Origin of the sequence: Candidatus Methylomirabilis limnetica (genome assembly GCF_003044035.1) — a bacterium.
Classification (GTDB): domain Bacteria; phylum Methylomirabilota; class Methylomirabilia; order Methylomirabilales; family Methylomirabilaceae; genus Methylomirabilis; species Methylomirabilis limnetica.
The window spans coordinates 87216-108357 of sequence record NZ_NVQC01000020.1 but is presented as its reverse complement, the minus strand read 5'-3'; the positions used below and the strand labels follow the sequence as shown (position 1 = coordinate 108357).

The 21142-nt window shown below is 61.1% G+C and carries 17 protein-coding genes and 1 pseudogene; 6 read left to right on the top strand and 12 right to left on the bottom strand.

Translation table 11 applies throughout. The features are described 5' to 3' along the window. Positions 1-369: 369 nt before the first annotated feature. From CLG94_RS07075 to CLG94_RS07030, 9 genes and pseudogenes are all read right to left on the bottom strand, one after another. Positions 370-3548 (bottom strand): annotated as a pseudogene (locus CLG94_RS07075) (type I restriction endonuclease subunit R). Between the two features lie 37 nt (positions 3549-3585). After that, on the bottom strand, positions 3586-4422 hold the full coding sequence (locus tag CLG94_RS07070; RefSeq protein ID WP_320414614.1) for a virulence RhuM family protein: 837 nt from the start codon (positions 4420-4422) through the stop codon (positions 3586-3588). Between the two features lie 549 nt (positions 4423-4971). Then, positions 4972-6378 carry an ATP-binding protein gene (locus CLG94_RS07060; protein WP_107562162.1) on the bottom strand — a complete coding sequence of 469 codons (1407 nt, stop codon included), beginning with the start codon at positions 6376-6378 and terminating at the stop codon, positions 4972-4974. Between the two features lie 151 nt (positions 6379-6529). After that, positions 6530-6760: a type I restriction endonuclease gene (locus CLG94_RS13590; RefSeq protein WP_239993157.1), complete on the bottom strand. Its 231-nt coding sequence runs from the start codon at positions 6758-6760 to the stop codon at positions 6530-6532. Continuing rightward, positions 6757-8514, bottom strand: a complete 1758-nt coding sequence (locus tag CLG94_RS07050; protein ID WP_107562161.1) for an ATP-binding protein — start codon at positions 8512-8514, stop codon at positions 6757-6759. Before CLG94_RS07050 ends, CLG94_RS13590 begins: the two co-directional genes overlap by 4 nt. After that, positions 8511-9659, bottom strand: a complete 1149-nt coding sequence (locus CLG94_RS07045) for an SIR2 family protein (RefSeq protein WP_107562160.1) — start codon at positions 9657-9659, stop codon at positions 8511-8513. The genes CLG94_RS07050 and CLG94_RS07045 overlap by 4 nt, the downstream gene beginning before the upstream one ends. Beyond that, the gene (locus CLG94_RS07040) at positions 9656-11083 is read right to left on the bottom strand and encodes a restriction endonuclease subunit S (protein ID WP_107562159.1); all 1428 of its coding nucleotides are present in this window, start codon (positions 11081-11083) and stop codon (positions 9656-9658) included. Before CLG94_RS07040 ends, CLG94_RS07045 begins: the two co-directional genes overlap by 4 nt. Continuing rightward, the gene (locus tag CLG94_RS07035; protein WP_107562158.1) at positions 11073-12683 is read right to left on the bottom strand and encodes a class I SAM-dependent DNA methyltransferase; all 1611 of its coding nucleotides are present in this window, start codon (positions 12681-12683) and stop codon (positions 11073-11075) included. The genes CLG94_RS07040 and CLG94_RS07035 overlap by 11 nt, the downstream gene beginning before the upstream one ends. A 206-nt stretch (positions 12684-12889) precedes the next feature. After that, a complete protein-coding gene (locus tag CLG94_RS07030; protein ID WP_161954076.1) occupies positions 12890-13909 on the bottom strand; it encodes an alpha/beta hydrolase in 1020 nt (339 codons plus the stop codon). Positions 13910-14476: 567 nt separating this feature from the next. Between CLG94_RS07030 and CLG94_RS07025 the strand changes: the two genes are divergently transcribed. Beyond that, positions 14477-15151, top strand: coding sequence for a TIGR04282 family arsenosugar biosynthesis glycosyltransferase (locus CLG94_RS07025; protein ID WP_161954075.1), 675 nt, complete (start codon positions 14477-14479; stop codon positions 15149-15151). A 32-nt stretch (positions 15152-15183) separates the two neighbouring features. On the opposite strand, the gene CLG94_RS07020 is transcribed toward CLG94_RS07025, so the two are convergent. Next, the gene (locus CLG94_RS07020; protein WP_107562155.1) at positions 15184-15879 is read right to left on the bottom strand and encodes an HAD family hydrolase; all 696 of its coding nucleotides are present in this window, start codon (positions 15877-15879) and stop codon (positions 15184-15186) included. 463 nt (positions 15880-16342) lie between these two features. Between CLG94_RS07020 and CLG94_RS07015 the strand changes: the two genes are divergently transcribed. From CLG94_RS07015 to CLG94_RS06995, 5 genes are all read left to right on the top strand, one after another. After that, on the top strand, positions 16343-17335 hold the full coding sequence (locus CLG94_RS07015; protein ID WP_107562154.1) for a 4-hydroxy-3-methylbut-2-enyl diphosphate reductase: 993 nt from the start codon (positions 16343-16345) through the stop codon (positions 17333-17335). A 159-nt stretch (positions 17336-17494) separates the two neighbouring features. After that, on the top strand, positions 17495-17911 hold the full coding sequence (locus CLG94_RS07010) for a DUF3568 family protein (protein ID WP_161954074.1): 417 nt from the start codon (positions 17495-17497) through the stop codon (positions 17909-17911). A 20-nt stretch (positions 17912-17931) separates the two neighbouring features. Then, complete coding sequence (locus CLG94_RS07005) at positions 17932-18384, top strand: hypothetical protein (RefSeq protein ID WP_107562152.1); 453 nt, start codon at positions 17932-17934, stop codon at positions 18382-18384. Positions 18385-18449: 65 nt separating this feature from the next. Next, positions 18450-18986, top strand: a complete 537-nt coding sequence (locus CLG94_RS07000) for a hypothetical protein (RefSeq protein WP_107562151.1) — start codon at positions 18450-18452, stop codon at positions 18984-18986. Further along, positions 18983-19537 (top strand): OmpH/Skp family outer membrane protein, encoded by a 555-nt coding sequence (locus CLG94_RS06995; protein WP_107562150.1) that lies wholly within the window; start codon positions 18983-18985, stop codon positions 19535-19537. The genes CLG94_RS07000 and CLG94_RS06995 overlap by 4 nt, the downstream gene beginning before the upstream one ends. Positions 19538-19546: 9 nt before the next feature. Here the strand turns inward: CLG94_RS06995 and CLG94_RS06990 are convergent, their stop codons facing one another. Further along, positions 19547-19825 carry a MoaD/ThiS family protein gene (locus tag CLG94_RS06990; protein WP_107562149.1) on the bottom strand — a complete coding sequence of 93 codons (279 nt, stop codon included), beginning with the start codon at positions 19823-19825 and terminating at the stop codon, positions 19547-19549. A 54-nt stretch (positions 19826-19879) separates the two neighbouring features. Further along, positions 19880-21142 carry a threonine synthase gene (gene thrC / locus CLG94_RS06985; protein ID WP_107562148.1) on the bottom strand — a complete coding sequence of 421 codons (1263 nt, stop codon included), beginning with the start codon at positions 21140-21142 and terminating at the stop codon, positions 19880-19882.

Genomic DNA, 21142 nt, shown 5'->3' with positions numbered 1-21142 from the left:
AACCCCTCCGCAATCCTTCGTAACCGGTAAATCCTGTTGCTGTTGCTTTTTCCCCACCTTCAGATATGATCCTTAATCAAACCGGGCAAATTATGTGCCGGACGGTATTGTGTCTGTCCCTATTTTCTCTATTTTCTTCCGTCTCTTCGCAGTGGCCGCTCTGTCATCGTGTGCCTTCGGATTGCTGTCGTTCCGAAATACCGCCTGGCGATCATTCCCTCGTTGCGTCACATGATACGGGTGGCCGAATGCGACGGTTCGAGCAATCCGTGGAAGGCGCGAGCATGACCGCGAGCACCACGAATTGTCACGATAATAGTGTCTGTCCCTATTTAACCTATTTACTGAGTTATTGTTTGGACGCGCCGCTCATGCGGCCGCCCATTCCGTGGAGAGCAGAGCGGCCTGCTCAAGGACGGTCTCCGTCGCCTTCTCCTGCTTGTCTGGCGGGTAGCCGTACTTGCGCAGGATGCGCTTCACGAGCACGCGAATCTGAGCACGGACGTTCTCGCGCAGCGTCCAGTCGATTGTGACGTTGGCGCGCACGGTCCTGACCAGTTCCTGTGCGATGGTCCGCAAGGTCTCGTCGCCCAAGACTTTCACGGCACTGTCATTCGTCTCCAGCGCGTCGTAGAACGCCAGCTCGTCCTCCGACAGCCGGAGTGACTCGCCGCGGGCGCTGGCCTCGCGCATCTCCTTCGCGAGTGCGATCAGCTCCTCGATCACCTGCGCCGCTTCGATGGCGCGGTTCTGGTAGCGGCGGATCGTCTGCTCGAGCATCTCGGCGAACGAACGCGCCTGGACGACGTTCTTGCGCCGTCGAACCGCGAGTTCCCCTTTCAGCAGCTTCTGCAGTAACTCGACCGCGAGGTTGCGCTGGGGCATCCCGCGCACCTCGGTCAGGAACTCTTCCGAGAGAATCGAGATGTCTGGCTTCGCAAGGCCGGCTGCGGCGAAGATGTCGATCACGCCTTCTGGCGCCACCGCACGCGAGATGATCTGCCGCACGACCTGCTCGATGTCCTCTTCGGGCCGCGCATCGCCCGGAGCGCGCTTGGCGAGCACGGCCTGGACCGCCTGGAAGAACGCAAGGTCGTCGCGGATGCGCAGCGCCTCGGCGTGCGGTACCGCCAGCGCGAAGGCCTGAGACAGTTCACGCACTGCCGGCACGCACCGGTCCTTGCCGCTCTCCTGCTTCAGGATGTGTTCCTGGGCGAGCGGGAGCATACCGAGCCGTTCCGGCGGCGTCCCAGTCGTCCAATTCGACCAGTTAAAGCCGTGGAAGAGCCCGGCGCACACCTCGTACTTCTCCAGCATCACGGCGACCGCCTCGTTCTGATCCAGCGCCGTGCGCCCGGTACCGCCGCTCTCGGTATACGTGGCCAGCGCCTGCTTCAGTTCCTGGGCGAGTCCGAGGTAGTCCACGACGAGCCCACCGGGCTTGTCCTTGAACACTCGATTGACGCGCGCGATCGCCTGCATCAGCCCGTGCCCGCGCATCGGCTTATCGATGTACATCGTGTGCAGGCTCGGCACATCGAAACCCGTAAGCCACATGTCGCGCACAAGGACGAGCTTGAATGGGTCCTTCGGATCGCGGAAGCGATTGGCGAGCGCCTTGCGCCGGGGCTTGTTGCGGATGTGCCGCTGCCAGTCGGCCGGATCGGAGGCCGAGCCCGTCATCACCACCTTGAGGGCGTTGCGCTCGTCCTCGGCGCCGTCCCAATCGGGGCGGAGCTTCACGATCTCGCGGTGCAGTTCCACGCAGATGCGTCGGCTCATGCAGACGATCATCGCCTTGCCGTCCATGGCCTCGAGCCGCTTCTCGAGATGTTCGACGATGTCCCTGGCGACAAGCTCCAACCGCTTTTCTGCGCCGACCACGGCCTCGAGCTGTGCCCACTTGGTCTTGAGCTTCTCCTTGCGCTCGACCTCCTCGCCCTCGGTCGCCTCCTCGAACTCTGGATCGATCTTCGGCCGTTCGGCCTCATTGAGCGCGAGCTTGGCCAGCCGGCTCTCGTAATAGATCGGCACTGTGGCGCCGTCCTGCACGGCGCGCTGGATGTCGTAGACGCTGATGTAGTCGCCAAACACCGCGCGCGTGTTGGCGTCCTGCAGCTCGATCGGCGTGCCGGTGAAGCCGATGAACGAGGCATGCGGCAGCGCGTCGCGCATGTGGCGCGCGTAGCCGTCGATGAAGTCGTACTGGCTCCGGTGCGCCTCGTCGGCGATCACCACGATGTTGCGCCGCCCAGAGAGTGCCTCCATTCGTCCCCCTCTCCCCACCGAGGGAGAGGGTTGGGGTGAGGGGGTTTCCGGAAAGAACTTCTGAATGGTGGTGAACACCACCCCGCCAGCCGCCACGCTGAGCAGCTCGCGCAGATGTGCGCGGTTCTCCGCCTGGACCGGCGGCTGGCGTAGCAGGTCCTGACAGCGCGAGAAGGTGCCGAAGAGCTGGTCGTCGAGGTCGTTGCGGTCGGTGAGCACGACGAGAGTCGGGTTCTCCGTCGCCGGCTCGCGGATGATGCGTCCGGCGTAGAACGCCATGGTTAGGCTCTTGCCAGAGCCCTGTGTGTGCCATACCACACCCACGCGCCGGTCGCCCCGGGTTTGCCTCCCGGATTGCGACCCGACTCGTAGCGGCCGCGTTCCTCGGCCACGTTGTCGGCCGCGCGACGCAGTTCCGCGGCGCGCAGCGTCTGGCCCACCGCCACCTGTACCGCGTGGAACTGGTGGTAGCCGGCCATCTTCTTGGCGATGCGGCCGTCGTCGTCCTCGAACACGATGAAGTCCCGCAAGAGGTCGAGAAAGCGGCGCGGCGCGCACAGGCCCTCGATCACCACCTGGAGCTCTGGTAGGTGCGCGTCGGCCAAGGTCTCGCCCGCGATGGTCCGCCAGGGCTTGAACCACTCGCGCCCGGCAGTGAGTGTGCCTACACGCGCCTCCACACCATCGGAGACGGTAAGCAACGCGTTCGGCGCAAACAGCGACGGGACCTCTGCCTTATAGGTCTGGAGTTGCTGGAAGGCGCTCCAGAGCGTAGCATTCTCGTCGGCGGCGTTCTTGAGTTCCACAACCGCCAGCGGCAAGCCGTTGACGAAGAGCACAACATCCGGCCGGCGCGAGTGCTTATTCTCGACGACGCTGAACTGGTTCACCGCCAGCCAGTCGTTGCCAGCCGGGTTGTCGAAGTCGATCACACGCGCCTGCGCGCCGCGGATGCTGCCCGCGGCGTCGCGGTACTCGACGGTTACGCCATCCACCAGAAGCCGATGCAGCGCGCGGTTGCGCGCCACCAACTCCACGCCTTCCGGCCGCGTCAGCTTGCGGAAAGCGTCGTCCAGCGCCTCCGCGGGCAGCGCCGGGTTGAGCCGCGCGAGCGCATCTCGCAGCCGCTGCACCAGCACCACCTGCCCGTAGTCATAGCGCTCGGCGGCAGGCTCTCCGGGAGCGATCGCCACGCCGTTCTTCACCGTCCAGCCAACGCTTTCGAGCCAGGCGAGGGCGGCCTGTTCGACGACGGATTCGGTGAAGGCGCGCTCGCTCATGACGGGTCGTCCTCCAGGAGGTTCAGCACGAGCCGGATCATGAGATCCTTCTGCGCCGGATCGCTTTCGGCGATGAGCAGAGCCAGTGCCACCATCGCGTTGTCCGCGAGTCGCGGGTTCCCGTCGGCGCGGAGCAACAAGGCATGGCACCGAGGATCCCCGCCAGACCGTCACCGCGCTCCTGCCCGAAGAGCGCCCCCGCCTGGCCGCGGCCGACGAGGTCGTCCCGCAAGCTTGCAGCGGCGGCCCGCGCATCGTCCAGGGAGAGCGCCGCGGTCGGCGTCACGGCACTCCCCGGCACCTCGGCCAGCCGCTCTTCGTCGTACTCCAGCAACAGGCGCCAGGAGCGGGTGTAGCGCTGCACCACGTCCAGCACGGCTCGCCCTTCGTCCGTGACGAGGGCATGAGTCGTCAAGGTGCGTGCCAGGAGCCCAACCGCCTGCTCGATCTCGCTCAAGCCCCGCTCCCGCAGGCGCCGCTCGTTCAGCGTGTAGCCGCGCAGCAGATGATCGCGCAGAGTGGTCGTAGCCCAGATGCGGAACTGGGTGCCGCACTTGGAATTGACTCGGTATCCGACCGACAGGATGGCGTCGAGGTTGAAGAACTCTATCTCCCGGACGACCCCGCGGCCCCCCTCGGTTTGAACTGTTGCATTTTTTGCAACAGTTGCCGCCCGCTCCAGCTCCCCAGACTCGAACACGTTCCGCAAGTGCCGTGAAATCACGGACTTGTCGCGGCCGAACAGCTCCGCCAACTGGTTCAGCGACAGCCAGACCGTCTCCCGCTCCAGCCGCACCTCGACCCTCACCTGACCATCCGGCGCCTGGTAGACGACGACTTCGCCGCCGGGGATCGCGTTCGAGGAATTGGTCATGCAGACACCTCAGATTTGGTGAATTGAGCAATGCTCATGATTGCGCTTTCGTAGTGACCAACCGCCCCGTGTGTGGTACAAAATAGTCATGCGTAAAAAGCCATTAGTCGAAACTAACCCCTACCTGAAAGATCCTGCGCAAAGACAGTCGCTGCTTTGGACGGCGGTGTCCAGTTCATCAGCTATTGAAGGCGCCCGCCTAAGTGTCTCTCGAACGTCTGCCCGTAAAGCTATCCATACAGCTACCATTCCTAAGAAATCCGCAACGTCCTCCGGACCACGCCGCTAAAAATCCTTTCCAGGTGTGCGCAATCATACTGTCGGAGCTGGCCCCTCGGCCTCTGGCCCCCAGGCCCAATCTCAGGGCCGTACTTGACCGCCCAGCCGACGCTCTCGAGCCACCCCAGCGCAGCTTGCTCCACGACGGATTCGGTGAAAGAGGTCATTCAGTCGGTCTTTTCCGGCAAACGCTTAAATAAGCAACATATGGATTCTAAAGGACCTGTTGTCTTGAAGTGGTGGTATTCCAAGTTTGCCCTTAAATAACTCTTATGCCCAGAAGGGCAGGTAACGGGCGAACTTTCGCGACGTACCTACGCTCTCGTCCGGTTTGATCATCTCCGCCTCGATGGTCGCCGCGATAATCTGTGACGCAATCGCCGCCTTATCCTCCGCAAGCCGGAAGCGATCACGCAGCGACTGGTTGGTCATCCGCTCGGACATCACCCACTTCAAGGCACAGTGCTGGTAGCAGGCCCGCACCCGGTCATTTCGATCCATCTCTTCGAACGGCTTCAGGCCAAAGATTGTCACAACGGTGCGCCGATGCCCGGCGCGAAAATCCGGCGCCGGCAATTGATATACCTCGGCCGCCTGAACCACGCGGTCAATGCCGCTGCTTTTCTCCTCGCAAATGCCCATCCGGCGCATCAGATCGGCGAGCCGTTCGTTACGGGACTGATAGCCGTCGATGAAGCGTTCCACCGGCACGATCGGCTCGCCTGGGTTGGAGATCTCGACGCGGTTGCTGTAAATCTCGACCATCACCGATGCGCCGCCAATGGTGAAGTCCTGGTGGATCAGCGCATTGGCGACGAGCTCGCGAATCACGATCTCGGGAATGAGCTTCACTTCCTTGCGCAGTGCGTCCTCGATGACCTCGTTCTGCGGCAACTGCGTCATCACGAAACGCACCAGCCCCTGGAAACCCACTGCGTAGCCCTTGGCGCCAATCTGGTCGAGCCGGGTCTCCAGCTTGGATGCCCCGGAATACACCACCACGCGCGCCGCCTTGCGCGCTAGGTCAGTAAAGTCGTCAAGGCGTTTCGCCAGCAGCAGAGCGCCAAGCCTGCGGATCGCGAATGTGCCGTTCGCCGCGTCGGTCAACCGATCGCGTGTGAGGCGGTCGATGACGCCGGCACGCTCGGTCGGGTACGGCAGTTTCAGCAGTTCGAAGAACGTCTGCGTATCGAGCAACTCGATCACCGCCTGGGCGTCGAGGCCCGTTCTGGTGTGCTCTTCCAGCCAGTCCGGCTCGCCCTCGGCGAAGATGCGCCGCAACTGGTCCTCGCTCATCGGTACCAGCGCCTCACCCGTGCGCATCAGATATTTGCCGTCCAGGTGATACGCGGTGCCACGCGGCCGCGACGGAATGTGGAACACCAGCACCCGACCGTGCGGATGCGCCACTTCGTCGATATCCACCCGAAAACCTACGGCCTGGAACAGCTTCTCCGCCATCGCGACGGGATCGTTGAAAGCTTGCGTGCCGACAACCGTGCGCGGCGGCTTGTCCGCGACGCCGAGCAGAAGATGCCCGCCACCCTCATTTGCCAGTGCCACGCAATACTCATAGAGCCGGCGGTTGTCGAACTGTGCCTTCGCCTCCTTGAACTCCAGGCGCTGGCGCTCCGAGGGCGATTGGCGCCAGAGGTCAATCTGTTCCGGTGTTGTCATGTCATGCCTCACGGGCGGTGCACGTGTCGCCGTCCCCGCTGCTTGCCCAATCGCCGACGTCGCCCGCCACCTCGCGGTACCCGACCGTCACGCCATCCACGAGCAGGCGGTGTAGGGCGCGGTTGCGCACGATAAGCTCCGCGCCTTCGGGTCACGTCAGCTTGCGGACGGCATCTTCCAGCGCCTCGGCGGGCAGCACCGGGTTGAGCCGCGCGAGTGCATCGCGCAGGCGTTGCGCCAGGACGACCTGCCCGTAGTCATTCCGCTCGGCTCCGGCCTCGCCGGGCGCGATCTCGAGGCCGTGCGTGACCCGCCAGCCGAGGCTTTCGAACCAGGCCAGGGCGGCTTGTTTGACGACGGATTCGCTGAAGTTGCCGCTCATCGCTTCTGATACCGCCAACGACTGGCGACGACCCCCAATTGCTCTGCGGACATACCGACGTTCTGCCAACCCTTGTCAAAGTCGATGTCGTTCGACTTAGGCAGCTGTTCGTCCGCTAGATCCCTGATCATAATTCGGGATGGCAGCATGGCCGCCTGCCCAACAAAAATAGCCTCCTGTCGACGAAGTCCAGACAGCATTTTCGTGAGGCCAGCCATCGAATCAGGAAGAATCCCCTTGACGTGTTCTCTGTCAGCCTCATTCGTGATGCGAAGCACGAGCCACGAGTTACATTGCGACAACACGGTCGCCTCAACCTCGCTTGGGCGCTGTGACACCAGCATCAATCCAATGCCGTACTTGCGGCCCTCCTTCGCGATTCGCCTGATCGCACCCTGAGCTGCACTGTATTGCGCCTCGCCACTATTTGGCACGTAGCGATGGGCTTCCTCGCAAACCAGCAAGACCGGACTCATCGCCCGCTCGTCAGCCGTCTGCCAGACCTTTAGAGAGAAGAGGGTTCGAGCTATCGCGGCGCTCGCGGTCCCTGCCACCTCGTTTGGCACTCCAGATAAGTCGACGATTCGCACCGGAACACCGTCACCAAGAAACTGAGCTAACACATCGGTCATCGGGTCGCCGGCTCCACTCCAAGACTTCATCATGAACGCAAGGCGCTCGTCCTTCATCAGGGAGTCGAGCTTTCTCAGGACTTTGTTGTAGCCCTCGTGGGCCTTCTTGTCCTTGTTGTCTGGTCTCTGTGCATTGATCGCTCCGACGAGACCCGTCTCATACTTCACGCCATTGATCGCACCGAACTCATCCAAACCCGATGGTTCACCGAGAAAGTATGGAATGGGCGCGTCGACCGTGAGTTTCGCCGCATCGAGCTTTAGAACTTTCGACGCGGAATACATCCTCGCGGTGAGCAGCGCATTCTTGACGATGTTGGACTGTGACGTAGCCGCGTCCTCAGCCTTGCCGACCAAGAGACCGATCGTTTCATCCAGGTCCAACAGCCAGTAGGGGAGAGAAAGAGTGCCCTCGTCCGTCGAGAGTCTCCTGTGGTCCGTGAACGCCTTGCCATATTCGTTGTGCGGGTCGAGCACGACGATCTGCGGTTTCCAGCTCGCGTGGCCAGCAACCGCCCCTCGGTCAAGAATGCTGTGAACGATTGCTGCGACCGCTCCGGACTTTCCGGCTCCGGTTGCACCGAGGACCGCAGTGTGCTTGCCGAGCAGTTCATTCATGTCCGCAAAGCACGGCGCGCCGCCTGACCCAACGTGCTCGCCGAGCTGAATGACCGCGCCCTTCTTATACCCGTAGATGGAGCGCAATTCCGACTTGGGCGTGAGATATACCGTCTGTTGGGGCAGGGGATACGTCGCGACGCCCCGCTCGAAATCTAACTTCGTGGTGCCGGCCGCATCCTGGCTCCACTCGCCCTCCCCGAACAAGTCGGCCTCGACGACTCTCTCATCGGCTGAGGCTTGAGACGGGATGCCGCGTTCAGACTCGTACTCCGCCTTCATCCTGAGTCGGCCCACGAGGGCGTAGATCAGTCGGCGACCGAAGTGGATTCGCACGATCGAGCCGAACTGGCCGATTGGATACGTCTCCCCTGCATACACACGAGAAAGCTCTGTCAGTCCGCGGTCCAATTCCGCAATGACGTGGGATCCGTCTACTTCAATGATCTTGCCGATAGCCAGGTTCTCAATCGGATCGGCCGGATTGCGTTTGTCGGCGTTCATCGCTCACCCCCAAGCAGCCGAGTGATGTTCTCGAACTTCCACCAGAGGAGGTCCGTCGTCGTGGGCGCTGACTGGGTGCCGTGGAAGAACCCTCGGTTGGCGAACACAAGTACCTGCTCCATTACGGCGGCGTCCTTATGCCACGTTGCCAACTGGCCAGACGGCCCGTTGTCAGAAGTGAAGACAACAATCGTGAGTTTTCCTCCCGATTCTCGAAGCGCGCGATCAAGCTCAAGATTGATGTGAGCGTCGCTGAAGCGATACCCGCAGACGAACAGAACGCACTGGGAACCGGCGCTTGGCCGGAGCACGCGGCGCGCGCGCTCTGCCAGTTGCGCGTACGGATCAAGCTGCGCCTCACGATATTTGGTAGAAGCCGGCCAGATGAGGATTCGACGCTCTTTGGCTCCCGCGATCTGAAGTCGATCTCCGACTCGCCGCGGCAAAGGGTCATCTGGGAACTCGCACCAGTTGATCGATCCGTGCAGCTTGAACACACGGGCGGCCAGCCCATCGCGATCGAATGTCTGAGGACTCCACCAACCAGTCACGCCTCCGTCGAGCCCGTCCGCGAACGGGACGCGCTCCAAGGCTAGCGCGTCCTCAAGTACGGTGTCGTAGTTCAAGACGAGGTAGTCCACTGTCTGACCGGACGTAGGTTTTCCTGGCCGCAGGGGGCGATGCACAGCTCTAATAAAGCTCTGGTGGGTTTCGATCGACACCTTCCTCTCAATGACTCCAGCGATTCCCCGCTTGATTTGATCGGCCGCCGTTAGCAGCTGCGCTTCGCCATAGGAGACTCCCCCGAGAGTGACATCCTTCTGTGTCGCACCTCGTGAGGTCCGGCGTTCAGCGATCGCCAGCAAATCAATGAGTTCGCTGAGATAGTCCTCGATGTTCGCGTCGGCAGCGCCCGCGAAGAGATCACGAAGCGCAGCAAGAACTTTTTTCGTCGTGTCGTCGAGCACGTCACTGCTGAGGGCTTCTTTGGTGAGCTCGGCTGTGAGTGGCAGTCCTGCACACTTGCTGCACCCAGCCCCAATCAAGAAGGCTCGGCCGCTCTGGGCGAGCAACTCTTCGAACTTCACCACGGCGTCGGCGAAGGGTTTCTCGTGAAGCGCGGAAAGATCATCGGGTGCATTCATATGGTCGGCTCCTTGATAAGCCGCTCTGCAACGTCAATCCGCAGCGCGCCGGAGATGAGCTTGGGTAGCAGCGTGTCGCGCAGGGCGGCGAGGGTGCGGGACTCCTTGCAGTTGGCAAACAGGCGTGCGGTCAGGCGCGCCACCAGCTGGTCGAACGCGTCGACTACCTCATCTTTTGGAAGGAGGACTGGCAGTCCGCGCACTCCGGGCTGGTTGATGCCAGGCTGCGCTGAGTTCGAGTTCAGGCTGACGATCTCCTGTGTCATCGATGCTTGATCGAGCCAGAAGAAGAGAAACCTTTGCTCCTCGGACCTCCTCGGCCTAAGGATGAAGACGTGCTCGTTGATCGCACACTCAGCGTGCGGGAAATCGCAATCGAAGTACGTCTTGCGTCCGATCTGGGCGCCGTCCTTATAGAGCAGCACGTCCCCAGCCCGCACTGCGGCACCATTGAGCTTGAGCCGCTCAAAAAACTCCTGCGGCACGTACTTCTCTTTGGAGAAGTCGTAGCGCCCCAAGCCGATGACGTTCTCGGCCCCGATGCTGGGTACCCCCTCCTCCACGGCGCCGCCCTTGGGTCGTGCCCCTGAAACGAGCTCGGCCAGAACGTCGTCGAGTCGCCCTGCCCGCCACCCCATCGGAATCTCCCCCAGCTCCGAGTCCTGGAAGGAATCCGGGAACAGGTTGGCGAGGGGCTGGGGGAGGCCGGGGTCGCCTTCCGCTCCGACTCCTGCCTGCGCTCCAGGCCAGGGCAAGTCGGAAGCCACATTCAGTGGCTTCCTTGGTTGCCCGCTGCGCGCGCCATCCTGGCGTGCTTGCCCTTCGGCCTTGGCGCGGACGGGGTCGAAGGCCACGAACCACGACTTGAAGAGCGCCCGCGCCATCGCCTCCAGCGTCTCGTTCATCCTCCGGTTCAGCTCGATCTTGTCGTCCAGCGCGCCAAGGATGTGGGCGATGGCGCGCTGTTCGGGGAGCGGCGGTGCCTCAATCGTGATGCTCTCAAAGCCGGATTTGTTGAGGATAGGTGTTCTAGACCCTCCGGCTCCCAGAGCAAAGATCTCGTTCCGTTTAGACAAAAGTGCGTAGTACAGGAACGTTTCCTCGATACGTGTTCTATCCGCGACAATCGAGTTGATCTGCTGATTCGTGATCACCGGTCGATCAACAAGCAGCGGCTTGCCCATCTGCCATCCGATGCATGACACCGCTACCCCATGTGGAACGATTGCCTGCCTTAGGCGATCCACGCCTAGTTGAGAGAGTGAGCGTCCAGTTGTTTCAACTTTCCTTCTGCCGTCCATATCAGTCGGAGTAAGGAACGGCATGCAATCTCCGAAATAGTCCGGGTGTGTACCCGGCGGAGTTCGTCCAGTCAGAACTTTCCCTAACTCACCTATTCGATAGCGCTGCCAGCTACCCGCCATACCCAAGCTCCCTGAGGTTGGCGGCAATGGCGGCATCGAGCTTCGCAGCCTCGACCTGCTGCCCGTGCAGCGTCGCTGTGAGCCGCTGCATCTTCTCCTCGAACGGCTCGCCATCGTCCTCCTGCGCCTCGGCGCCGACGTAGCGGCCCGGCGTGAGCACGTGGCCGTGCTTACGCACCTCTTCCATCGGCGCGCTCTTGCAGAAGCCGGGTATGTCGGCGTACTCGCCCGCCTCCTTCTCGCCGCGCCAGGCGTGGTAGCTATTGGCGATGCGGGCGATGTCCTCGCCGGTCATCTCGCGGTGGGTGCGGTCCACGAGCGGGCCGAGCTTGCGGGCGTCGATGAAGAGCACGTGGCCGCGGCGGTCGCGGAAAGACACTGGATTCCGGCTTTCGCCGGAATGACGGCCAGCGCGGTCGCGCGCGAGAAACCACAGGCACGCGGGGATCTGCGTCGAGTAGAAGAGCTGGCCCGGCAACGCGACCATGCAGTCCACCAGGTCGGCCTCGATCAGGCTCTTGCGGATCTCGCCCTCGCCGGACTGGTTGGACGACATCGAGCCGTTGGCGAGCACGAAGCCGGCCACGCCCGCGGGTGCGAGGTGGTGGACGATGTGCTGCACCCAGGCGAAGTTGGCGTTGCCCGCGGGCGGCACGCCGTACTGCCAGCGCTTGTCGTCGCGCAGGCGCTCGCCGCCCCAGTCGGAGATGTTGAAGGGCGGGTTGGCGAGGATGAAGTCGGCCTTGAGGTCGGGATGGCGATCGTTGTGGAAGGTGTCACCGTGCGCGATCTGGCCGTCAATGCCGCGGATGGCGAGGTTCATCTTCGCGAGCCGCCAGGTCGTGTAGTTAGACTCCTGGCCGTAGACCGAAATGTCGGCTTTAGCCTTACCGCCATTGCCGTTGCCCTTGGCGTGCGCGCGGATGAACTCCACCGACTGCACGAACATGCCCGACGAGCCGCAGCAGGGGTCGTACACCCGGCCGCGGTAGGGCTCGAGCATCTCGACCAGCAGCTTGACCACGCAGCGCGGCGTGTAGAACTCGCCACCCTTCTTGCCCTCGGCGCCAGCAAACTGCTTGAGGAAGTACTCGTAGACGCGCCCGAGCTCGTCTTTGGCGCGGCTGGCCTCGTCACCGACCTTGATGTTGCTGATCATGTCGATCAACTGGCCGAGGCGCTGCTTGTCGAGCGCGGGACGGGCGTAGTCCTTGGGCAGCACGCCCTTGAGCGCCGGGTTGTCGCGCTCGATGCCCGCCATGGCGTCGTCCACGAGCTGGCCGATGGTAGCCTGGCGGGCCTGCGCCTTCAGGTGCGGCCAGCGCGCCTCGGGCGGTACCCAGAAGATGCTCTGCGCGCGGTACTCATCGGGGTCTTCGGGGTCGGCGCCCTGGGCCTTCTCGGCCAGCAGCGCGGCGTGTTTTTCCTCGAAAGCGTCGGAGATGTACTTGAGGAACAGCAGGCCGAGGCAGACATGCTTGTACTCAGCGGCGTCCATGCTGCCGCGCAGCGCGTCGGCCATCTGCCAGAGTTGAGCTTCGTAGCCGACGGTGGCCGAGGTGGCGTTCGCTAGAGCCGAGATCTTCTTCACTTTGGGCACGTGTTACCTCTTGGGGACTCGGGCTGCGCGACGGTTCTGGGTGCGCCTAACGAGGCGGATAAGTACAGCACAAATTCTTCTACACGGTCAAGACGAAACAATAACTTACCGTAAACTATAAGATTTCATTACAAACAGCAATGACTAATAGGCGATTCACGGAATATCCAACTTAAAACGCCTAGGCCTCTGCCGCCGCCCAATCGCTACCGGCGCAGCGCGGCAGTGATGTGGCGCAACGAGTCGATGACGCGATAACCGACGCCCATGTGGCCGCCATCGAACTCCTCGAACTCGAACGGAATATTGTGGTGCCTCAGGCGGCTCGCCAGGACCCGATGGCCAAAGTTGAGGAACCACTCGTCGCTGGTGCCGGCGTCCAGGAAGAGCAGGCGCATGCCGCGCAACGCCTCAACATGGCCCTCGACCATCGACACCGGATCGCAGGCTAGCCAACGTCGCCACGTCGCCGTGATCATCTCGCCGGTGTCGAGATCGAAGGGCAGATCGGCACCGTAGACAGGCACTTGCGCGTTCGGCGAGTAGCACTGCGCGTAGGCCAGCACCATCATGGCGCTCAACTCCGCGGGCGTGCGGGTCCGCTTGTGGGCAAACGCGGCGACGAACCCTTCCGGCCCGCCGTGGCGGTGGTAGACCTGCAGCGCCTTACCGAAATCTTGCACGCATGAGAGCGGAAAGTAGCTGTCCGCGGCCGTCGCGCAACACAGACCGAAGACGTCCGGGCGCAGCATCGCCATCATGAGCGCGCCGTACCCTCCGGAACTCTTGCCCATCACCGCTCGACGATCGCGGTCGGCCTGGGTACGAAAGCGCGCGTCGACAGCGCTGACCAATTCGTCGGCGAGGTAATCGCCATAGCGCCCCGTCCCCAATGAGTTGCGGTACTGCGAGCCGCCAAAGCGGGTGAAACAATCGGGAAACGCGACCAACGCCGGTTCCAAGTCGCCCGCGCGCATGAGTCGATCGAGCTGATCGGGCAGCGGTTCCTCCCAGGCGCGCACCGCCGTGGCCTTCTGTTCGCCCCAGCCGCCGTAGCCCGCCAGCAGCCAGACGACCGGAAAGCGCCGCTCGTGTTCTGTGTCGTACTGCGGCGGCACGTACACCGGAAAGCGGCGTACATGCGGATCGCCGAGGGGGTTATCGCGCAAGCAGAGGCTGTCGACGATAACCTGGCGCAGGGCTTGTCGTTCCGGGATGGCAGGCATATTTTCCTCCACAGTCTCGTTCGCTTGCCGCTTTGTTTGATACGGCATTACTTTCGGTGGTCGAAAGTGTAGGAGGGCTGTTTTTGCTTGTCAAGGGATGCTTGACATCGAAAAGCGGGGGATGGCGATTATGACTCGTCCAGTTTCCTGCGCACCTCCCAGATGAACCCGTCTCCTTGCAGCGGCCGCTCTGTCATCGTACGCCTTCGAATCGCTGGCGACGCCTGTCTGCCGACAGGCAGGTCTAATTGACAAGCGAGAGAGGGTCCGCTACTCTTGTTGTAACGAAGGTGCCTACTCCTACCGATAAGTAATCGGTCGATGCGATGCAACGCTCCGCGCCGTGAGGTGACACGGAATGTAGGCGCAGCAGCGGGTTTCGAGACGGCAATGAGTGATGGCGGGAGCCGTCGGCGGCGTTGCCGGCTCTTGGCCCCTACGCCTGGGTACTCTGTGAGCTCATGGGAGGGCGCAGCATCCAAACAGCTCAAGTCGCTAACGTCCTGTGCCTGACAGCGCTTCGGGGTATCACGCGATTCACGGAACTTTATTATGACTGCTAGTCCTATGCGACAATATGCTCTCGCGGTGATGGCCAGGGCACCAGAACCAGGCCAGGTCAAGACGCGCCTCGTACCGCCATTAAGCTATGAGAGCGCGGCCGAACTGTACCGGTGCTTCCTGCTGGATAAGCTGCTGCAGGTGGCCAGGCTCCATGAAATTGACCCGTACCTGGCCTACACACCTATTAAGGCAAGGCAATCGATGTTAGAGCTTTTGCCGGAGGCCTTTACGCTGATTCCGCAAGCCGGTTCAAGCCTTGGAGACCGGCTTCACAGGCTCTCTGCGATCCTCCTGGAACGAGGCCACCCGGCGGCCATCCTTATCGACAGCGACAGCCCGACCCTGCCCACGCCCTACCTGCTGGATGCGGTCACGCGACTTCAGAGTGGGACCACAGACCTTGTGCTCGGTCCCGCAGAGGACGGAGGCTATTACCTTATCGGGCTCAAGCGCCCCTGCCGAGCGCTCTTCGATGACATACCGTGGAGTGGCCCCAAAGTCCTCGACGAGACACTCCGCCGCGCTGCGGCGCAACGCTTACAGGTTGCAACCCTCCCGCCCTGGTTCGACGTGGATACACCAGAGGACCTGACCAGGCTTCAGCACGATCTGGCAACCACCGAGACCTCCGTGGCTCCCCATACGCGGCGATTTTTATTCAGTGAGCAGGAAGACTGAGATTGGCGGTGGGCTCTTGACGAGGCTGTAGTTTACAAAAGCTGCATCAGGACCAGGTCGGCGGCTTCTGACAGGTCGCGTGCCTTGGGGCAGTCCACATGGTCCCACAGGCCGGCAGGATCGAGCAGTATCGCGCGCATGCCTGCCGCTCTCGACCCCACGACATCGATGGAGTAGAGGTCGCCGATGTAGAGGGCCTCGGCGGGACTGATCCCGACTTGGTCCAGCGCGATTTGAAAGATCCTGGGATCAGGCTTTTCCACCCCAACCAGCCGCGAGTCAATCACGAAATGAAAATACGAACGCAGCCCGCTCTCCATCACAAGCCGCTCGACCCAACCGTTCGAATTCGAGACCATGCCAAGCGTAAGCCCGTGGCCTTGCAGCGCCTGAAGGACAGCATGGGCTTGAGGATTGGGTTGGTTCCAGAGGTTATACTCCCGGTGGTACTCGGAGATCCGACAAAGGGCCGACTCGGCGGCTGCCCCCCAGGGCACACCCAAGCCCTCACAGACAAAGCGCATATACGTCTGGAAGATCTGCGGCGCTTCGGTGGAGTTGCGCTGGGCCAGGATCGAATCGAGACGCACTCGGGCGCGATACTCCGCCTCCCGCACTGCCGATTCCTCGACATCTAACCCCTCGGCCGCCAAAGCCTCGACCACTACGCCGTAGTTGATGAGCATCACGGTGTTGCCGGCATCGAACAAGACGGCCTTTAGCGCCATCGTTCCCCCCCTTGGATGGAGATCACATTACCCATGCCCTTATATCGTTCGATCATACCGCTGTCAAGGCTCATTCCCACAGCCACACCCCAGCGCGCGACTCTCCCCTGACTGGCAGAGCGAAAGCGGGCGATGGTGATGGCGTTGCGAAGGTCACCTGACGCGTCGGCGCGCTACTTCAGGAGAATTCGATGGGGCTCAAAGGCAAGAGGATCGCGATTATGGCGGAGAGCATGTACCAGGAGATGGAGGGGAGGACCTTACGCCCTCCCGATCAACGGGCGGGGATTAACCCCGCCCCTACATTTGGAATGACATGCCGATGAACGGGTTGCGCGTCAATCTATTCTTGGGAGAAGGCGACGTTTTGACAGCGTGGCTCTCCCCTGCTATGATGTCTGCCATGTCCGTACTCCACATCAATTAAGGGTAAAGGAAGCTATATGAGTCGCGAGGTATTCTGGTGGCCGTTGAAAAGCTGATTCTCGCCGCGCCGAGAGGGTTCTGCGCCGGAGTAGACCGCGCTATCGATGTGGTCAAGATCGCTCTCGATTTGTATGACGAGCCGGTGTATGTCCGGAAGGAGATCGTTCATAACCGGCACGTGGTGGATGAACTCCGGCAAAAGGGGGCAATCTTCGTCGATGAACTCGATGAGGTTCCCGATGGTGCGCTCGTTATTTATAGCGCCCACGGGGTCTCACCGGAGGTGCGTACCCAGGCCGCTGCCAAACAGTTAAAGGTCGTCGATGCCACCTGTCCCTTGGTCACCAAGGTCCACAACGAGGCGATTAAGTTCGCCAAGGAAGGCCACTCTATCATCCTGGTCGGCCATAAAGGACACGATGAGGTGATCGGAACGACGGGAGAAGCACCGGACGCCATCACCGTGATTGGGTCAGCGGAGCAGTTGGAGGAGCTAAACGTTCCCGATCCCACCAAAGTGGCGGTCATCACGCAAACCACGCTCAGCCTGGATGACACTACTGGGATCATCGAGGCCCTCAGACGGAAGTTTCCGGATCTGGCCTTTCCATCTAAGGAAGATATCTGCTATGCGACTCAGAACCGGCAGACCGCACTGAAAGAACTGGCCTCACGTGTTGACCTCATTCTGGCCCTCGGCTCACAGAACAGCTCTAACTCCAAGCGATTGATCGAGGTCGCCAAAGGGGTAGGGGTTCGGGCCTACCTGATCGATGATGTCAGCGAGATCAATCCTGCGTGGCTTGAGGACACGCGGGTCATTGGGGTCACAGCGGGCGCCTCAGCCCCCGAGCATTTGGTCCAGGGAGTCGTCAGCTATTTCAGGAAGTTGGGCGTGACCGATATCGAGGAGATCGAATCGATCAGGGAGGAGGTGAATTTCGGCCTGCCTCAGGAGCTCATTAGAGAACGCGCCAGCATGGAGAACGGACTATCCTCGCATACAAGCCCTGTGGCAAGCGCCGCATAGTCTGCAGATCACCCTTGGTGGGAAGACAGGTATGCGACAGATCGTAATCATTGCCCTCGCATATGGCATCACACCAGTGTTAATGGCACTGACGATCCTGCTGGCCTGGTGGCTGGCTAAGCAAGACGGTGCAGACAGAGACGTATGAGGAGAAGGGTAATGAGCCAGGCTGTTGCGTCTCAATGGATCGCACTGATGCTCCTCCTGGTACTGGCTGGGGCCCTGCAAGGGTGCCCCATGGTCCTCATGGGTGTGGGTGCGACCGGTGGCGTAGCCGGGACCAACTATGCCAGGGGTGAGATGGAGCAGGTCCACGCCGCTCCTTACAACACGGTATGGGACGCAACACTCCACGCATTAAGGACGATGCATGTCGCCGTCTCAGAAACGCAGAAAGACCAGATCAGCGCCAAGGCAGTTGGAGTGAAATTAGACGGTACGTCCGTCACGGTCACCGTTTTACCGGTCACTAGAGATGTGACCTCGGTTCGGGTTCGTGTCGGGACCTTCGGTGATCGCCCCGCCTCCGAACGGATCCAGGGCGAGATTGCCGTGGTTCTCAAGCGCTCGACCTGAGCGGGCCATAAGGATACGCTATGAGCTACCGAAACTACCGACAATATCTGATGTTGTTGCTCTTCCTGGCGATGGCGGGCTGCGCAGGCTTTCCCGGCGCGAGCCGAGAGGTCAAATCCTACCCGCGCCCTGCCATGGAAATTCTCGTAGTCGTGAACCAGGCGCTTCGAGACCTCAACTTCTTTCCGACCGACCTGGTGCCGAGTCATTCAAATCCGCGTCTCATGTACTTCTCCACCGCGTACCGGGAACAGAGCATGGGGGAGATCGTTCACGTCGCTGTTCGGGACATGGGGGCCGAACAATCGCAGGTGGAAGTCCTGACCCAAGGCGATTTGTCGGGCGTCTTGACCTGGTCAACCTGGTGGCCACCTCTCATCTTTGAGCAGACCGACCGCCGGCTTCGGGCCACCCCCCGGTCGCAGTCAGCCCCAATGCCACCAACGCCTCTGCCTGGCCGCTTGGCCCTCTGACTGAACCAGGTTCCTGGCCTCGCGTTCCAGCCGGCAGATGCCGGATAAGGACAGTAACTTAGCTCATGGGAATGAAGCGGCTGCTTGCACCTTTTGCCATCTGCGCGTGTCTATTGTTCACCTACCCGGCAGTCAGCCGGGCTGCTGATTACAAAGCACCGCTCCTCTATGGCACGATGTACGATCTGCTTACGGTCGGCATGAGTTGGCGCCATGCGTATGAGATCACCAGAGCCCCGGAGTTACAACGGGAACCGGCAGATCTCGAGGCCACTGATCTTTTGCGGCTAGAGCCGGTAAACCGGCGGTGCCAGGCCCAACTCCTTCGATTGCATTGGTATAAGGGAGCACTTCACTGGGTGGAGCACTTCCAACTCGACTCAGCAGGCGTCACTTACCATGAGCGCGGCAATCCCGACCCTATTGGCGAGGGATTGGTGAGGCGACTGACCGATATTTCACACCTCTACGCCTCCCACTTGGAAGAGTTAACGGCGTCTATCGCTCAGGAGGGATCTCCTGCCTTACAGGCTAAGACGAAGCAGGCGGTGGACAGTATGAAGCGACGGCTGGAAGAACTTCGCCACGAGAGGAAACAATGACAAGAAGGTCAGGTATTACGGATTTCTTTGCCCGGTGCTCCGTCGTCTGTCTGAGCACCGGACTCATCCTTACCGTTCCATTGGCAGCATCCGGCCGAGAACCTCTAAAGATTGGCATACTGGACTTCCGAGAGGTAGCCATTGGGTCCAAAGCCGGTAAAGCCACCAAGGCGCGGCTGGAGAAACTTGCCGAGAAGCTGACGAAAGAGATGAAGGCCGAGGAGGCAAAGCTACTCGCGCGTCGGAAGGATCTTGAGGCGGCAACGTCCCGACTCACCCCCGCGGAGCGGCAGCACCGTGCCGCAACGCTGGAGCGCGACGAAGCAAACTTTCAACGCCTACTAGAAGATAAGACGGAGGAACTGAAAAATGCCGAGACAGAGAGCATCCAGAAACTCGCCAGCCAGATCGATCTCATCCTGAAAGCCTACGCCACCGAAAAAGGGTTTTCCGTCATCCTGGAGGCGCGGCGCCCTGGTGTCTTGTACTTTGACAAGAACCTCGACCTCAGCGCTGAGATTATCAAACGGTTTAATCTGACCTCGAAGTAAGAGCTCCTCTCAGCAACCACCAGCGATGGCCGGAACGATTGATACAAGATCGCCTGGCTTGAGCTGCGTCGAGACCCCCTGCAGAAATCGGATGTCTTCCTCATTCACATAGATATTGATGAAGCGGCGGACGCTGCCGGAGTCATCGTAGATCCGCTCCCTCAGGCCAGCGTACGACTGCTCCAGATTCTCGATCAGCTCATTAATAGAGTCCCCTTGCCCCTCAACCTCCCCTTGACCGCTGGTCAGACCACGTAAAGGGGTCGGGATGCGCACTTTCACACCCATCAATCTGCTCCTTTCGATAATAGCTCGCCGTATACGCTCTCGTGTTTTCGTGCTTTAGTCCATTGTTCTCGACGTGACGTCGATTCCATGAGAGACCATCGCTTCATCAAACGCTCGAAGGGTCGGTTTGATGTGCAGCCGAACCTTCAGTGATGAGGCGACTGCCTCCTGGGTCTTCAGCCCGTTGCCGGTGATACAGAGGACCAGGCTTTCGTCCCTGGGGATTCGCCCCTGCTCGATCAGCCGTTTGGCCGCCGCTATCGTCACCCCGCCGGCGGTCTCGGAAAAGATCCCTTCAGTGCTGGCCAACAGCTTCATACCCTCCACAATCTCCTCATCTGTGGCATGTTCCCCGTGGCCACCACTCTCCTTGACGACCTTGTAGGCGTAGTAGCCGTCCGCCGGGTTCCCGATGGCGAGCGACTTGGCGATTGTCTTTGGCTTGACCGGTTTAATGATCTCGCTGTTCGCCTTGATAGCGGTCACAATGGGGCCACACCCTTCCGCCTGGGCCACGTGCATCCGCGTAGCGCAGCCGCCATTCAGGAGGCCGAGTCGATCGAACTCCTTAAGCCCCTTCAAGATCTTCGTGACCAGCGAACCCCCCGCGGCCGGCACAACGATGTGCTGGGGCGCACGCCAGCCAAGTTGCTCTGCGATCTCGTACCCAAAGGTTTTGGAGCCCTCAGCGTAGTAAGGCCGGATATTAATGTTCACAAAGGCCCATCCATATTTATCGGCAATCTCGCTGCACAGACGGTTGACCTCATCGTAGTTGCCGTCCACGGCCACCAGCTTTGGGTTGTAGATCAGGGTGCCCAGCACCTTGCCCTGCTCCAGGTCGGACGGCACAAAGACGAAGCTTCGAAGCCCCCCTTCGGCGGCGTGGGCCGCCACCGAGTTTGCCAGGTTGCCGGTAGAGGCACAGGCCACCACCTTGAAGCCAAACTCCACGGCCTTAGTCACCGCTACCGCCACCACCCGATCCTTAAATGAAAAGGTGGGATGGCTCACGGTATCGTTTTTGACATAGACCTCCCGCATGCCTAACGCGCGCGCCAGGTTCTTGGCCCTCACGAGGGGCGTCATCCCGCAATGTTTCCCGACCACGGGCTCTCCCTCGATCGGCAGCAGCGCCTTGTATCGCCAGATGCTGGGCGGTCCAGCCTCGATCGCTTTTCTGGTCAGCGTACCGCGGAGTGCGTCGTAATCGTAATCGACCTCAAGAGGCCCGAAACAGAACTCACAGACATGCAGAGGCTCAGCGGGATATGGTCTGCCGCACTCCCTGCACTTCAATCCTTTCACCTGCGCCAT

Excerpts from the sequence above, each read along its gene's own strand:
- CLG94_RS07060 (WP_107562162.1), bottom strand. The coding sequence starts at position 6,378 with ATGACAACACCGGAACAGATTGACCTCTGGCGCCAATCGCCCTCGGAG.
- CLG94_RS13590 (WP_239993157.1), bottom strand. The coding sequence starts at position 6,760 with ATGAGCGGCAACTTCAGCGAATCCGTCGTCAAACAAGCCGCCCTGGCC.
- CLG94_RS07030 (WP_161954076.1), bottom strand. The coding sequence starts at position 13,909 with ATGCCTGCCATCCCGGAACGACAAGCCCTGCGCCAGGTTATCGTCGAC.
- CLG94_RS07000 (WP_107562151.1), top strand. The coding sequence starts at position 18,450 with ATGGGAATGAAGCGGCTGCTTGCACCTTTTGCCATCTGCGCGTGTCTA.
- CLG94_RS07025 (WP_161954075.1), top strand. The coding sequence starts at position 14,477 with ATGCGACAATATGCTCTCGCGGTGATGGCCAGGGCACCAGAACCAGGC.
- CLG94_RS07005 (WP_107562152.1), top strand. The coding sequence starts at position 17,932 with ATGAGCTACCGAAACTACCGACAATATCTGATGTTGTTGCTCTTCCTG.
- CLG94_RS06995 (WP_107562150.1), top strand. The coding sequence starts at position 18,983 with ATGACAAGAAGGTCAGGTATTACGGATTTCTTTGCCCGGTGCTCCGTC.
- CLG94_RS07010 (WP_161954074.1), top strand. The coding sequence starts at position 17,495 with ATGAGCCAGGCTGTTGCGTCTCAATGGATCGCACTGATGCTCCTCCTG.
- thrC (WP_107562148.1), bottom strand. The coding sequence starts at position 21,142 with ATGGCGCAGGTGAAAGGATTGAAGTGCAGGGAGTGCGGCAGACCATAT.
- CLG94_RS07070 (WP_320414614.1), bottom strand. The coding sequence starts at position 4,422 with ATGACCAATTCCTCGAACGCGATCCCCGGCGGCGAAGTCGTCGTCTAC.
- CLG94_RS06990 (WP_107562149.1), bottom strand. The coding sequence starts at position 19,825 with ATGGGTGTGAAAGTGCGCATCCCGACCCCTTTACGTGGTCTGACCAGC.
- CLG94_RS07050 (WP_107562161.1), bottom strand. The coding sequence starts at position 8,514 with ATGAACGCCGACAAACGCAATCCGGCCGATCCGATTGAGAACCTGGCT.
- CLG94_RS07040 (WP_107562159.1), bottom strand. The coding sequence starts at position 11,083 with ATGGCGGGTAGCTGGCAGCGCTATCGAATAGGTGAGTTAGGGAAAGTT.
- CLG94_RS07045 (WP_107562160.1), bottom strand. The coding sequence starts at position 9,659 with ATGAATGCACCCGATGATCTTTCCGCGCTTCACGAGAAACCCTTCGCC.
- CLG94_RS07020 (WP_107562155.1), bottom strand. The coding sequence starts at position 15,879 with ATGGCGCTAAAGGCCGTCTTGTTCGATGCCGGCAACACCGTGATGCTC.